The following is a 13,763-nucleotide window of genomic DNA, read 5'->3' as shown; positions in this document are numbered from 1 at the left end:
TGCCGGGATGGTGCTGCTCGAGTGGGACGCAACGACCTACGACTCCCTGCCGCTCCCCCACGCCCGCTGGGGCGACGGCGTGATCGCGCGACTCGGGCCGGCGCCCGATGCGACGGTCGTCGACCTCGGCTGCGGCACCGGCAGGGACACCGAGCGGTTGCTCGACGGCGTGCCGGAGGGCCGGGTCGTCGCCGTCGACGCCTCCACGCGGATGCTCGAGCGGCTCCGCGAGCGGCTGGGTGACCGCCTCGATCGAGTCGACGTGGTCCGTGCCGATCTCACGCAGGACTTCCCGGCGGCGATCCGCGGCGACAGCGTGATGAGCGTCGCCGCGTTCCACTGGATCCCGGACCACCCGGCCCTGTTCCGGCGCATCGCCGGCGCGCTCCCCTCCGGCGGCCGGCGGGAGGCGGAGTTCGGCGGCGAGGGCGACATCGTCGCCGTGAACCGGGCGCTGGAGGCGGGCCGGCGGGCCGGCGGACCCGGGTGACTGGGAGTTCGCGAGCGCGGCGGACACGGCGGCGGCGCTCGAGGCGGCCGGCTTCCGCGACGTGGACGTCCGCGTGGTGCCCGACCCCGTCGCGCTGCAGCGGGGCGAGCAGCTCGAGGCGTTCCTGGCGACCGTCATCATGGGCGCGATCCTGCGCGACCTGCCGCAGGACGACGCGCTCGCGCTGGTGCGCCGGGTCGCCGCGCAGCTGCCCGACGGCGTCATCGACTCCGTGCGGATGCAGGTGTCGGCGACGAGGGCCTGAGCGGCCACGTGCGCTCCGCGAAACATGCGCCCCCTAGCGTTGAGCCCATGCGTTCGTCCGCGGAGCCCGAGCAGATCGACGTCGTCGGACGGTTCGACGCGGAGCACGGGATCCCGGAGCGGATGCGCGGCGACGTGCGTCTGCTCGGCGAGCTGCTCGGCCGGGTGCTGCGGGAGAGCGGCTCCCCCGGCGTCTTCGAGGACGTCGAGCGCCTGCGCGTCGCTACGATCCACGCCTACACGGACGAGACCGACGAGGCGTTCTCCGACGCTGCGACGATCGCCGACGGCCTGACGGTCGCGCGGGCCGACGAGGTCGCCCGCGCGTTCACCGCCTACTTCCACCTCGTGAACCTGGCGGAGGAGCACCAGCGCGTCCGCGCCCTGCGCGACCGCGACACGGCTCCTCGCGAGGGCACCGACTCGGTCGGCGGCGCCTTCGCGCAGCTGTCGAGCGAGGTCGGCGCGGACGCCGCGCTCGACCGGCTGCAGTCGCTGCGGTTCCACCCCGTGTTCACCGCGCACCCGACGGAGGCGCGCCGGCGCGCGGTGTCCGGCAGCATCCGGCGGCTGGCGCAGCTGCTCGACGAGCACGACGACGCCCCGGGCGGCAGCCGGCTCGCCCGGATCGAGCGGAGCATGCTCGAGGAGATCGACACCCTGTGGCGCACGGCGCCCCTCCGGGCGGAGAAGCCGTCGCCGGTCGACGAGGTGCGCTCGATCATGGCCGTCTTCGACGAGACCCTCTACACCGCGGTGCCCGCGGTGTACCGGCGCATCGACGACCTGCTGACCGGCGAGGACGCGGGCGACCGCGCGCCGCTGGTCCGCCCGTTCGTGCGGGTCGGCACCTGGGTCGGCGGCGACCGCGACGGCAACCCGTTCGTCACCGCCTCCGTGACCAAGCAGGCGGCGGCGATCGCGAGCGAGCACGTGCTGCTGGGCCTCGAGCGCACCGCCGCCCGCGTCGGGCGCACGCTCACGCTCGACGCGACGACCACCCCGCCGTCCGATGCGCTGCTCGCGCTCTGGCGGCGCCTGCGCGCCGGCGACGAGGACGTGGCGGCGGAGGTCGCGAAGCGCTCCCCCAACGAGCCGCACCGCCGCGTGGTCCTGCTGCTCGCCCGCCGGATCGCGGCGACCAGGACCCGGGACGCGGACCTGGCGTACCGCGAGCCGGCGGAGCTGCTGGCCGACCTCGCGGTCGTGCAGCAGTCGCTCGTCGCGGCCGGGGCGCCCCGGCAGGCGTACGGGCAGCTGCAGAGCCTGATCTGGCAGGTCGAGACGTTCGGGTTCCACCTCGCCGAGCTGGAGGTGCGGCAGCACTCCGCGGTGCATGCGAAGGTGCTCGCGGAGATCGAGGCGGGCGGCCCGCTCGGCGAGCAGGCCGAGGAGGCGCTGCAGGTCGTGCGGACCGTGGCGCAGATCCAGCAGCGCTACGGCCCGAGCGCCGCGGGCCGGTACATCGTGTCGTTCACCCGGTCCGCCGACGACCTCGCGGCCGTGCACCGCCTCGCCCGCGCGGCGGTCGGACCGGACGGCACGCCTCCGGTGCTCGACGTCATCCCGCTGTTCGAGACCTTCGCCGACCTGCAGGCCGCGCCGCGGATCCTCGCCGAGATCGTGGAGCACCCGGAGTTCGCCGCCCGGCTCGACGCGACCGGCCGCCGCCTCGAGGTGATGCTCGGCTACTCCGACTCGTCGAAGGACGTCGGACCGGTGGCCGCGACGCTCGCGCTGTACGAGGCGCAGCGGCGGATCGCGATCTGGGCGCGGGAGAACGGCATCGTCCTCACGCTCTTCCACGGCCGCGGCGGCGCGCTGGGCCGCGGCGGCGGGCCCGCGAACTCCGCGATCCTCGCGCAGCCGCCGCACTCGGTGGACGGCCGGTTCAAGCTGACCGAGCAGGGCGAGGTGATCTTCGCGCGGTACGGCGGCAGCGACATCGCGATGCGGCACATCGACCAGGTCGCCGCGGCGGTGCTGCTCGCCTCCGCCCCCTCCATCGAGCACCGCAACGAGGCGGCGGCGACCCGCTTCGCGCAGGTGGCCGCGACGATGGACTCGACCTCGCGCGAGCGCTTCTTCGCGCTCGTGAAGGCGCCGGGCTTCGCGCCGTGGTTCGCGACGGTGACGCCGATGGAGGAGATCGGGCTGCTCGCGCTCGGCTCGCGCCCCGCCCGCCGCGGCCTGTCGGTGGAGTCGCTGGAGGACCTCCGCGCGATCCCGTGGGTGTTCTCGTGGACGCAGGCGCGCATCAACCTGACCGGCTGGTTCGGGCTCGGCAGCGCCCTGGAGGCGGTCGGCGACGAGGCCCTGCTGGCCGAGGCCTACCGCGACTGGCCGCTCTTCCACACGATGATCGACAACGTCGCGATGAGCCTCGCGAAGGCGGACGGCCGGATCGCCCGCCACTACCTCGCGCTCGGCGACCGCGAGGACCTGGCCGCGATGGTGCTGGCGGAGATGGACCTGACCAGGGACTGGGTCGTGCGCCTCACTGGCGGCGACCAGCTGCTGGCGAACAAGCCCGTGCTGCAGCGCGCCGTGAAGATGCGCAGCCCCTACGTCGACGCGCTGTCGCTGCTGCAGCTGCGGGCCCTCCGCGCGCTGCGGGAGACGCCGGAGGAGCAGCCCGCCGACCCCGAGCTGCAGCGCCTGCTGCTGCTGTCCGTCAGCGGCGTCGCCGCGGGACTCCAGAACACCGGCTGACCCCCTTCGCGGATCCGGATTCCTTTCGCGGATCCGGATAGGGGCGGCGACACGCCGGTGCGGAGGCGCGCGGGGCGGCGTGTCGCTCGATCCATCCGGATCCGCGAACGCTCGCGCCAGGGTCAGTGCGGCTCGAGCGCCAGCCGCGCGCCGAAGCCGATCAGCACGACGCCCGTGACCCGGTCGATGATCCGCAGCGCCCGCGCCGAGCGCAGCACGCGGGACGCGACGGAGCCGCCGGCGATCAGCGCGGCGAACCAGACCGCCGTCAGCACGACGTGCACGGCGGCCAGCGACAGCCCCATCAGCACCGGCACGGTGTGCGCCGGGATGAACTGCGGGATGGTCGCGACGTAGAACACCCCGACCTTCGGGTTCAGCAGGTTGGTGATGAGCCCGGTCAGGTACGCGCGGGAGGCGGAGGCGGGCGGCGCGGAGGCGAGCGGCCCCACCTCCGCGCGCCGGAAGGTGCGGACGAGCATCGAGACGCCGAGGACGACCATGTACGCCGCGCCGGCGAGCACCAGCAGCCGGTACGCGAGCGCGGACGCGGCCAGCAGCGCGGAGGCGCCGACCGCGGCCGCCGCACCCCAGACGAACGCCCCGGTCACGATCCCGAGCCCGGTGCGGACGGCCGCAGGGCGGCCCCTGGTCAGCACCGAGCGCAGCACGAGGGCGGTGTCGATCCCCGGCGTGATCGTGAGCAGCAGCGCGATCACCGCGAACGACAGCAGCGCCTGGGTCACCGTCATGCGACGACGGTAGCGAGTCAGCGGCGCCGGGCCGCGGGGCTGCCGCCGTGGCGATCGATCCACGCCGTGAACGACCGCGCCGAGCCGCCGGCCGGGCGGCGCAGCCACGGCCAGGGGTGCCGCTCCACCACGTCGAGCCGCGCCGACCGCGTCCGGAACCCCGGCACCGGCGCCCACGTCACGGCGACGGGCCCGCCCGCGAGCTGCTCCCCCACCGTGCCGCGGCGCACCTCCACCGGACGCCGCGCGGCGAGGTCGGCGAGGCACTCCGCGAGGAACACGAGCCGCTTCCCGGAGAGCCGCAGCCCGCGCAGCAGCGGCTCGTCGAACACGAAGACGGCCGGGAGGTCCGGGTGCACGGCGAGCGCCGGGTCCGCGTCGCCGAGCGACTCCGCGGTCAGCCACACCGCCTCCGGCTCGGCGGTGATCTCCACCGTGAGCGGCCCCGCGGTCGTCTGCGGGTCGGGATCGGCGGCGAGCCCGGGCGCGGCCGGCACCTGCGCGCCGGTCTGCGCCGGCGGGAAGTCCTGCACCGGGCACGCGCGGCGCAGCGGGCAGGAGGCGCAGAGGCCTGGCGCCCGCCGCTCGACCTGCCACCGGCTGAACCCGTACGGCTTGCCGGTGCCCGCGCCGACCGCCCACTGCCAGCCCACCCCGTTGGCCGCCGGGGAGCCGTCGACGAGGTGCCGGTAGAGCGCCCGCTCCCCCTCCCTCCAGTCGCGTCCCGCTCGGACCGTCCACTGCGACGCCGCCCAGAGCCGCGTCTGGTTCACCAGCCAGCCGTCGTCGACCAGCTCGTGCCGAACGGCCGACATGCACGCCATGTCCTCGCGGTAGGGCTCGCCCTCCCAGCCCTGCCCGACGGCGGGCTCCCGGCGCAGCGGCTGCGCGATGCGCCGGCCGACCCGCGCGTAGACGTGGCGCGCGTACTCCTGCCAGAGCAGCTCGTCGCGGAACTTCGCGACGTCGCGGGCCGGGCCGCCCTGCACCGCGTCCCAGACCCGCGGCAGCGGCAGCAGCCCGTGCCGGATGAAGGGCGACAGCCCGCTCGCCCCGCGGTCCTCGACCGGCAGGACCTCGCTGCGGCGACTCGCGTAGCCGCGGACGTCGAACGCGGCAGCCGCTTCGTCCGCGGCTGCCTGCCCGCCGGTGAACCGCCGGGACGCGGCGACCCCCTCCGGCCCCTCGAGCGCGAGGTCGCCGAGGTGCGCCGCGACCCACGCCACCGCGTCGTCGAGGTCCGGAGCGGGGAGGCGGGGCACCAGCGCAGCGTACGGAGCGGCCGAGGAACCGCGACCGGCGCCGCTCGACCTCGCAGCCGGAGGGGGCGCGCCCGCCTCGGCCGGGGCGCGGCCGGCGCCGAGGGCTTGAGCAGGACGAAACGCTTCGAGCAGGACGAAATCGCGCGTTTCGTCCTGCTGAAGGCGTTCTGTCCTGCTGAAGCCCTCGAACCTCAAGCCCTCTGTCCTGCTGAAGCCCTCCGTCCTGCTGAAGCACTCGAGGGGCGGCTGGGAGGATCGGAGCATCGACTCCTCGCTGCTCGACCTCATGCCGCCGCCGCTGCCCGACGGGACGCTCGACGAGGACGCGGCGTACTCCGCGTTCGCCGGCTGGGCGGAGGAGCGCGGCCTGCCGCTCTACCCGGCGCAGGAGGAGGCGATGATCGAGATCGTCTCCGGCGCCAACCTGATCCTCTCCACGCCGACCGGCACCGGGAAGTCGCTCGTGGCGATCGGCGCGCATGCCGCCGCGCTCGCGCAGGGGAAGCGCAGCTACTACACGGCGCCGATCAAAGCCCTGGTCAGCGAGAAGTTCTTCGCCCTCGTCGAGGTGTTCGGGGCCGGGAACGTCGGGATGGTCACGGGCGACTCGTCGGTGAACGCGGACGCGCCCCTGATCTGCTGCACCGCGGAGATCCTCGCCAACCTCGCGCTGCGCCACGGGCCGGAGACGCCGGTCGACCAGGTCGTGATGGACGAGTTCCACTTCTACGCCGACCCGGCGCGCGGCTGGGCGTGGCAGGTGCCCCTGCTGACCCTGCGCCGGGTGCAGTTCGTCCTCATGTCGGCCACGCTCGGCGACGTGACCGCCCTCGCCGAGGACCTCACCCGCCGCACCGGCCGGCCCACGGCGAGCGTGACGGGGGTGGAGCGGCCCGTGCCGCTGCACTACTTCTACGAGCTCGAGCCGATCCACGACTCCATCGACCAGCTGCTGCACTCCGACCAGGCGCCGATCTACATCGTGCACTTCGCCCAGCTCGCCGCCCTCGAGCGCGCGCAGGCGCTCGCGAGCGCGCAGGTCGCGACCCGCGAGCAGCGCGACCGGATCGCGGAGGTGATCGGCGGCTTCCGCTTCACCACCGCGTTCGGCCGCACCCTGAGCCGCCTCCTGCGGCTCGGCATCGGCGTGCACCACGCCGGGATGCTGCCGAAGTACCGGCGGCTCGTGGAGCAGCTCGCGCAGCAGGGCCTCCTCCGCGTGATCTGCGGCACCGACACCCTCGGCGTCGGGATCAACGTGCCGATCCGCACCGTGCTGCTCAGCGCGCTGACGAAGTTCGACGGCACCCGTACCCGGCACCTGACCGCCCGCGAGTTCCACCAGATCGCCGGCCGCGCGGGCCGCGCCGGGTACGACACCGCGGGCACCGTCGTCGCGCAGGCGCCCGAGCACGAGTCGGAGAACCGCAAGGCGCTCGCGAAGATGGGCGACGACCCGAAGAAGAAGCGGAAGTGGGTGTCGAAGAAGGCGCCGGCGGGCTTCGTGTCGTGGGGCGAGCCGAGCTTCCGCAAGCTGATCGCGGCGGAGCCCGAGACGCTGACCTCGCACCTGCAGATCACGAGCGCGATGCTGCTGAACGTCATCGGCCGCGGCGGCGACGTGTTCGCGAACGTGCACGCGCTGGTGTTCGACAACCACGAGCCGTGGCGCCGGCAGCTGGAGCTCGCCCGTCGCGCGCTCGGCATATACCGGACCCTGCGCGCCGCCGAGGTCGTCGAGCAGGTGGCGCAGCCGGACGGGTCGGTCGTGATCCGGCTCACCATCGAGCTGCAGCCGAACTTCGCGCTGAACCAGCCGCTGTCGCCGTTCGCGCTCGCCGCGTTCGAGCTGCTCGACCCCGACTCCCCCACCTTCGCGCTCGACGTGCTGTCGGTGCTCGAGTCGACGCTGGACGACCCGCGCCCGATCCTCAGCCAGCAGCAGTTCCAGGCCCGCGGCGAGGCCGTGAACGCGATGAAGGCGGAGGGCATCGAGTACGAGGAGCGGATGGAGCTGCTCGAGGACGTCACCCATCCGCAGCCCCTGAAGGAGCTGCTGGACGCCGCCTTCGAGACCTATGCCGCGTCGCAGCCCTGGGTGCGGGACTTCGCGCTGTCGCCGAAGTCCGTCGTGCGCGACATGGTCGAGCGGGCGATGTCGTTCGGCGAGTACTGCGCCCTCTACAAGCTCTCCCGGTCGGAGGGGCTGGTGCTCCGCTACCTGTCCGACGCGTTCCGCGCGGCGCGGCAGACGATCCCGGACGAGATCAAGGACGAGGAGCTGCAGGACCTGATCGAGTGGCTCGGCGAGCTGGTGCGCCAGGTCGACTCCTCCCTCGTCGACGAGTGGGAGGAGCTGAGCAACCCGACCCGCCACGACGAGGAGCAGGCAATCGTCCCGCCGGCGCCGCGTCGCCTCACCGCGAACGTGCGCGCGTTCCGGGTGATGGTCCGGAACGAGCTGTTCCGGCGGGTCCAGCTCGCGGCGCGGTCGGACTGGGCCGCGCTCGGCGACCTGGACTCGGCCGCCGGCTTCGGCGCCGACGACTGGGCCGACGCGATGGACGCGTACTGGGACGAGCACGAGCGGCTCGGCATCGGCCCCGACGCCCGCGGCCCGGCGATGCTGCTCATCACCGAGACGCCGACCGAGTGGCGCGTCCGGCAGATCTTCGACGACCCGGCGGGCGACCACGACTTCGGCATCAGCGCCGTCATCGACCTGGCGGCCTCCGACGAGGCGGGCGATGCCGTCGTGCGGGTCACCGCGGTCGGGATGGTTGACGGGGTCGTCTAGCGCTCACCGCCTCCGCGCGAGGTGCAGCACGACGTCCGAGACGACCTCGGCCCGGTCGGGCAGCACCGCACGGATGCGCGCCAGCACCTCCCGCCGCGCCGCCTCCGGCAGCACGACGTACGCGGACACGGTCGACAGGTACCCGACCCACTCGTCCGGCGAGCGCATCGACCTGCGGGGCAGGACCGACTGCTCGACGTCGGTGAGCAGCGGGGAGGCGAGCATCTCGGTCCCGGGCCACCGCAGCGCGGCGTCCTCGGCGGTGCCGTCGGGCGACGGGAGCTCGTCGTCGTCCAGGAAGCCCGCGCGGGCAGCACGGACGGCCGCCTCCACCCCGGGGTCGGCGAGTCGGACCGGTCCGCCGCAGGACGCGAACACCCCGCCCTCGGTCAGCAGGGCGGCGACCCGCTCCCAGCGACCCTCAGGTCGCGTCCAGTGCAGGGACGCGGCCGCCAGCACGAGGTCGTACCGGCGATCGAGCGACAGCTCCTCGAACGCGGCCCGGACGGTGCGGACGGAGTCGGGCACGCGCCGCCGCAGCTCGTCGAGCATCGCGGCGTCGGGCTCCGTCGCCGTGACCTCGACCCCGCGCGCCGCGAGCAGCCGGGTCGCCTTGCCCGTGCCGGCGCCGATCTCGAGCGCCGTCCGGACGGGACGGCCGGCGTAGCCCATGATGCGGTCGGCGAGACCTTCCGGGTAGCCGGGACGGAAGCGCTCGTAGCCGGCCGCGATCGCGCCGAAGCTGCGCGCCCGCTCGACCACGGCCCCATCCTGGCAGCCGCACGAGCGCCCCCTCCGCGACAGCGGGCCGGCGGCGTGGGCTACGCGGTCGTCAATCGCTGCAGCACGTCGAACGCCACGGCGACGACCAGCGCGTTGTAGAAGAACCCGAGCACGCTGTGCAGCAGGACCGTGCGGCGCATCCGGCCGACGGTGACCTGCGTGTCGGACGTCGCGAACGCCGCGCCGATCGCGAACGAGAAGTAGAGGAAGTCGAGCAGGCGCGGCTCGGGGGTGTCCGGGAAGCGCAGCCCCGGCTGGTCGGGGTGCCCGTCGAAGGACTCCTGGTAGATCTGCGCGAACCCGACGTGGAGCAGCAGCCAGGACACGATGATGCCCGCCGTCGCGGCGAGCGTCACCGTCGTGGCCTGGTCCATCGGGCCGCCCGAGGCGCGCGGCACGTCCGCGAGCGCGAGCACGGCGGAGTAGATGCCCGCGACGCTCGCCGTCACCGGCAGCAGCCACGACATGACGCCGAGCGGCCCACGACGGCCCGCGATCGCCACCCGCCGGCCGTCGAGGACGGCGTACGCGGCGCCGACGAGCAGGTAGAGCACGGCGAGCACCTCCCACGTCACGAGCGCCGCGGTGGTGCCGACCACCGCGTACAGCACCGCCGACAGCACCACGACCAGCTCGACCGCGGTCGCGAGGTAGCCGCCCGCCGTCGTGCGGCGCGCCTGCTCCTCCGCCCGCCCGGTCATCGCCCGTCCTGGCGCGGGACGGCCGCCCGCGGACTGCCGCTCCCCCTGCGGACGACCGCGCCGGCGAACGGCAGCTCGCCCCGCGTGGTGATGACGACCTCCACCCGCCCGACGCCGCGCTCGAGCGCCAGCGGCACCGTCGTCTGCGGTCCGCAGGTGCCTGTCCACGGACCGCCGAAGCGCTCGCCCGTCTCGGTCAGCACGACGCGGAAGCGCCCGTCCTCCACCGGGCATCGGACGACGAGGAGGAACTCGCCGCCGGTGACCGACCGGTTGATCGTCAGGCTCGAGCCGCTCGCCATCGCGTCGTCGCGCCGCACGAGCGACGACAGCCGCCAGCCGACGGGGACGTCCCTGAGGTGCAGCGCGGTGGGCGACTCGCTCCTCGTCGCCGAGGCGGCAGGGGACGACGCGGTCGCGCCGTGCTGCAGGCCGACCGCGAGCACCGCGGCGCCCAGGACCAGGAGGACCCCGACGACGCCGGACGTCGTCCGCCGACGCGATCGCGGGCGGGCGGGCGGCTGCTCGGCCGCAGCGGGGAGACCCGCGGCGGGCTCGGTCGGCTGCTGGGCCGGCACCGCGACCAGAGCGGCGTAGCGGTCACGATCGGCGTCGGTGACGTCCGGCCGGTAGAGGCGGGCGCGCGCGGCCTCGATCGCCTCGCGCGACGCCGGCTGACGGACCACGGCAGCAGGCTCCCCTGTCCCGCTGACACCGAGCCGGGCTCGGCCCCTCGAGCGGCTCCCCAGCGACAGGGCGGCTCGGATGGGACAGACTGCGGATCAGGATGTGGACACCGATCACATCCGGTGGACGAAGGAGCCCTCGACATGCGAGACGTGGTCGCGCTGGTGTTCAACTACTCCCTGAACGGCCTGCTCGCCGATCCGGACACCGACTTCTGGACCTTCGCGTTCGAGCTGCTCGACGAGCACGGCGGGCCGGACCACGACGCGGCGACGATGGCGTTCCTCGGCGGCGCCTCCGCGCACCTGATGGGCAGGAGGACCTACGAGCAGTTCTCCGAGGGGTTCGCGAAGTCCACCACCAACCCGTGGACGCCGATCATGAACGCCGGGAACAAGGTCGTGCTCTCCACGACGCTGCAGACCGCGGACTGGGAGCACACGACCATCGCGTCCGGCGACACCGCGGAGGAGATCGACCGCCTGCGGCAGGGCGACGGGTACGTCGTCGTCTGGGGCGGCGTCGGCCTGTGGCGGTCGCTGATGCGGCTCGACCTGATCGACGAGTTCCGGATCAGCCTCTACCCGTTCATCGCGAACTCGGGCACCCGACTGTTCGACGAGGTGCCGGGGAACTACGGGTTCACGCTCGTCTCGAGCCCCGCCGACGAGGAGGGGGTCATCGAGCTGCGGTACCGCCGGCGGCGCTGAGGATGCGTACCCTCCATCCCGGCCTCCGGGTCTCGGACCCCCAGGCGTCGCTGCGCTTCTACCGCGCGCTCGGCTACACCGTGGTCGGCACCGTCCCGGGCACCGAGCTCGGCGACCTCACGCTGCTGCGGCTGCCGGACGACGAGTTCGCCGCGCTCGAGCTGGTGCACGACCCGAGCGGTCGGGCGTTCGAGGTAGGCCGGGGTCTGACCCACCTCGCGGTGCAGGTCGACTCGATCGACGCCGCGGTCGCGGCGCTGAGCGCAGCCGGCGCCTCCCCGTCCGCCGTCCAGCGGCCGGGCGGCCCCGACGGTCCCCGCACGTCGTGGGCAGCCGATCCGGACGGCCACCGGATCGAGCTGACCGAGTGGCCCGCCGGCCACGCAGCGGGCCTCGGGCCCAGCGACTTCCCCGGCTGATCCGCACCCGACGCCGTACCGCACGGGCCACGCGCTCCACGCCGCAGGTCGCCGCGGGCGCGCGGCCCGCGCGTAGCGCCCGGCCGTCACCCCTCGGCCCGGTGCTCCTGCTCGACGGGCTGCGGGCGGCCGCAGGCGAGGCAGACCGTCGCCTCGGGGTCGCCGTGCCCGGGCAGCAGCACGGCGACCAGCCGCGCCTCGCCGCACCAGCGGCACCGGGATGGAGGGGTCGAGGTCATGCCCCAAGCAGTACGCGACGCCACCGACACGGCCCCCGCGAGCGGTCAGCCGAGCCACCACCGCCGGCGAGGCGGCTCGGGGTCGGCGCCGAGCGCGCGGGCGGCCTGGACGACGTCCTCGGCGGTCAGCGTCGCGACCTCCGCGCGATCCAGCGCATCCACCGCGCCGTGGTCGCCGCGGGTCAGCCGCAGCGCCTGCCGGCCCAGCGCCTGCTCGAACAGGGTGCGGACGAAGCGAGCGTTGCCGAAGCCGTCGTCCCGGCGGGAGCCGGTCAGCACGCGGCGCAGCGCCTCCTCCGCGCCAGGCTCCAGCACGTAGCCCTGCTGGGCGACCGTGGTCGTGAAGATCGTCTCGAGCTCGTCGGCCGAGTAGTCCGGGAACCGGATCTCCCGGGCGAAGCGCGACCGGAGGCCCGGGTTGGACAGCAGGAACGCCTCCATCAGCCGCGGGTAGCCGGCGACGATCACCACGAGGCGGTGGCGGTGGTCCTCCATCCGCTTCAGCAGGACCTCGATCGCCTCCGGACCGAAGTCGACCCGGCCGTCCCCCTCGGGGGACAGCGCGTACGCCTCGTCGATGAACAGCACGCCGTCGAGGGCCCGCCGGATCACCCGGTCGGTCTTGATCGCGGTGGCGCCGACGTACTGCCCGACCAGGCCGGCGCGGTCCACCTCCACGAGGTGGCCCTTCTGCAGCAGGCCGACCGCGCGGTACATCTCGGCCAGCAGCCGCGCGACCGTCGTCTTGCCCGTGCCCGGGTTGCCCAGGAACACGAGGTGCTGGGAGGTCGCGACCTCGGGCAGGCCGTGCGCCTTCCGCCTCGCCTGCACCTGCAGGAACGCGACGAGCGCGCGCACCTGCTCCTTCACCGTGTCGAGCCCGACCAGGGCATCGAGGTCCGCCTCGATCGCGGCCAGCGGACGCGCGGGCGCCGGCCGCGTCAGCAGGTCGCCGACCAGGCTCTCCACGCCCTCCAGGCCGGGCCGCCGCACCTGGTCGACCAGGCGGCGGGCGACCGCGTCGCGCAGGTGCTTGATCGGGTCGGGGCGTCGCGGCACCCCGGGAGCGTAGGCGGCCGCGGTGGGGGTCCGCCCGGCGGCCGTGCTCCCAGCCGACGGGGGCGTGCACGGCGTACGGTCGCCGCTCGGCGCGGACGCGCCCCGACGGGAGGAGCGCCGTGCGCGACCTCCTCCGCGGCGCCCTGGCCGGCGCCGTCGCGACGGCGGCGATGTCGGTGCCGATGGTCGCGTCCGAGCGCTGCGGCGGGATGCCCGGCCAGCCGCCTCGCCGCATCGTCGACCACCTCGCGCCCGCGCTCGACGACCCCGCCGCTCATCGGGCCGCGGTCGTCGTGCACCTGGCGATCGGCGTCGTCGCCGGCGCGGTGCTCGCGGGCCTGCCCGGCCCGCGCGGACCGGCGCCCCGCCTCGGCGTCGCCTACGCGCTCGCGGTGTGGGCGCTCGGCTACGAGGGCTGGATCCCCGCGCTCGGCGCGCTGCCGCCGGCCCATCGGGACCGGGGCGGCCGGGTGGCGACGATGCTCACCGCGCACGTCGTCTTCGGGCTCGTGCTGGGCGGGCTCGCGCGGCGCTGAGCCCGTGGTCAGTCGGAGGCGGCGCCGCCGGTGACGCGCAGGCCGCCGTCCGCGGGCGGCACCGCAGCCGGCGCCCGGCCGCTCGGGTGCCGGCGGGCGCCCTCCACCGCGGAGCGGAACCCCGCCACCACGACCGGCACGGTCGCGAGGCAGGTGGTGAGCAGCGGCCCCTCCTGCACGCCCTCGACGAGCACGCGCATCGGCGGCTCGCCCGCGAGCTCGACGACCCAGGAGCCGGGCTGCTCCTGCAGGCGCAGCAGCGCGTGCGACTCGAGCCGCCGGTCGTCCGTCGCGTCGAGCGCGGCCCGCTGCGCCGCCTGCACGACCCGCGGCAGGCTCGCCCTGCCGCGGA

At 74.8% G+C, this 13,763-nt stretch carries 15 protein-coding genes; 7 read left to right on the top strand and 8 right to left on the bottom strand.

Annotated features, from left to right (window positions below):
- Window positions 1-7 precede the first annotated feature (7 nt).
- The 3 genes from ACFE60_RS02410 to ACFE60_RS02400 all read left to right on the top strand — a co-directional run bounded on the left by ACFE60_RS02410 (window position 8) and on the right by ACFE60_RS02400 (window position 3,466).
- Window positions 8-490: a class I SAM-dependent methyltransferase gene (locus ACFE60_RS02410; RefSeq protein WP_375387244.1), complete on the top strand. Its 483-nt coding sequence runs from the start codon at window positions 8-10 to the stop codon at window positions 488-490.
- 73 nt (window positions 491-563) lie between these two features.
- Complete coding sequence (locus ACFE60_RS02405; RefSeq protein WP_375387243.1) at window positions 564-755, top strand: hypothetical protein; 192 nt, start codon at window positions 564-566, stop codon at window positions 753-755.
- A gap of 47 nt (window positions 756-802) precedes the next feature.
- Window positions 803-3,466, top strand: a complete 2,664-nt coding sequence (locus ACFE60_RS02400) for a phosphoenolpyruvate carboxylase (protein WP_375387242.1) — start codon at window positions 803-805, stop codon at window positions 3,464-3,466.
- A gap of 122 nt (window positions 3,467-3,588) precedes the next feature.
- Here the strand turns inward: ACFE60_RS02400 and ACFE60_RS02395 are convergent, their stop codons facing one another.
- Window positions 3,589-4,218, bottom strand: coding sequence for a LysE family translocator (locus tag ACFE60_RS02395; RefSeq protein WP_375387241.1), 630 nt, complete (start codon window positions 4,216-4,218; stop codon window positions 3,589-3,591).
- A gap of 17 nt (window positions 4,219-4,235) precedes the next feature.
- The gene (locus tag ACFE60_RS02390) at window positions 4,236-5,480 is read right to left on the bottom strand and encodes an FAD-binding domain-containing protein (protein WP_375387240.1); all 1,245 of its coding nucleotides are present in this window, start codon (window positions 5,478-5,480) and stop codon (window positions 4,236-4,238) included.
- A 286-nt stretch (window positions 5,481-5,766) separates the two neighbouring features.
- Here ACFE60_RS02390 and ACFE60_RS02385 point away from each other — a divergent pair, with 286 nt between their 5' ends.
- Window positions 5,767-8,277, top strand: coding sequence for a DEAD/DEAH box helicase (locus ACFE60_RS02385; protein ID WP_375387239.1), 2,511 nt, complete (start codon window positions 5,767-5,769; stop codon window positions 8,275-8,277).
- A 3-nt stretch (window positions 8,278-8,280) separates the two neighbouring features.
- On the opposite strand, the gene ACFE60_RS02380 is transcribed toward ACFE60_RS02385, so the two are convergent.
- The 3 genes from ACFE60_RS02380 to ACFE60_RS02370 are packed head-to-tail and all read right to left on the bottom strand — an operon-like array spanning window position 8,281 to window position 10,447.
- A complete protein-coding gene (locus ACFE60_RS02380; RefSeq protein ID WP_375387238.1) occupies window positions 8,281-9,039 on the bottom strand; it encodes a methyltransferase in 759 nt (252 codons plus the stop codon).
- 59 nt (window positions 9,040-9,098) lie between these two features.
- The gene (locus ACFE60_RS02375) at window positions 9,099-9,761 is read right to left on the bottom strand and encodes a DUF1345 domain-containing protein (protein ID WP_375387237.1); all 663 of its coding nucleotides are present in this window, start codon (window positions 9,759-9,761) and stop codon (window positions 9,099-9,101) included.
- Window positions 9,758-10,447, bottom strand: a complete 690-nt coding sequence (locus tag ACFE60_RS02370; RefSeq protein WP_375387236.1) for a hypothetical protein — start codon at window positions 10,445-10,447, stop codon at window positions 9,758-9,760. Before ACFE60_RS02370 ends, ACFE60_RS02375 begins: the two co-directional genes overlap by 4 nt.
- A gap of 144 nt (window positions 10,448-10,591) precedes the next feature.
- On the opposite strand from ACFE60_RS02370, the gene ACFE60_RS02365 reads away from it, so the two are divergent.
- Together ACFE60_RS02365 and ACFE60_RS02360 are read left to right on the top strand one after the other, a co-directional pair.
- Window positions 10,592-11,158 carry a dihydrofolate reductase family protein gene (locus ACFE60_RS02365; RefSeq protein ID WP_375387235.1) on the top strand — a complete coding sequence of 189 codons (567 nt, stop codon included), beginning with the start codon at window positions 10,592-10,594 and terminating at the stop codon, window positions 11,156-11,158.
- 2 nt (window positions 11,159-11,160) lie between these two features.
- Window positions 11,161-11,577 (top strand): VOC family protein, encoded by a 417-nt coding sequence (locus tag ACFE60_RS02360; RefSeq protein WP_375387234.1) that lies wholly within the window; start codon window positions 11,161-11,163, stop codon window positions 11,575-11,577.
- Window positions 11,578-11,663: 86 nt separating this feature from the next.
- On the opposite strand, the gene ACFE60_RS02355 is transcribed toward ACFE60_RS02360, so the two are convergent.
- On the bottom strand, window positions 11,664-11,816 hold the full coding sequence (locus tag ACFE60_RS02355; protein ID WP_375387233.1) for a hypothetical protein: 153 nt from the start codon (window positions 11,814-11,816) through the stop codon (window positions 11,664-11,666).
- Between the two features lie 45 nt (window positions 11,817-11,861).
- Window positions 11,862-12,875, bottom strand: coding sequence for an AAA family ATPase (locus ACFE60_RS02350; RefSeq protein ID WP_375387232.1), 1,014 nt, complete (start codon window positions 12,873-12,875; stop codon window positions 11,862-11,864).
- Window positions 12,876-12,994: 119 nt separating this feature from the next.
- Between ACFE60_RS02350 and ACFE60_RS02345 the strand changes: the two genes are divergently transcribed.
- Window positions 12,995-13,411: a DUF6789 family protein gene (locus tag ACFE60_RS02345; protein ID WP_375387231.1), complete on the top strand. Its 417-nt coding sequence runs from the start codon at window positions 12,995-12,997 to the stop codon at window positions 13,409-13,411.
- Between the two features lie 8 nt (window positions 13,412-13,419).
- Here the strand turns inward: ACFE60_RS02345 and ACFE60_RS02340 are convergent.
- On the bottom strand, window positions 13,420-13,763 hold a 344-nt coding region (locus tag ACFE60_RS02340), incomplete at its 5' end, for a hypothetical protein (protein WP_375387230.1).

This window comes from uncultured Amnibacterium sp., assembly GCF_964245895.1.
Lineage (GTDB): Bacteria > Actinomycetota > Actinomycetes > Actinomycetales > Microbacteriaceae > Amnibacterium.
Note: the sequence above shows the minus strand (reverse complement) of the source record. Positions and strands in the feature narration are given on the sequence as shown.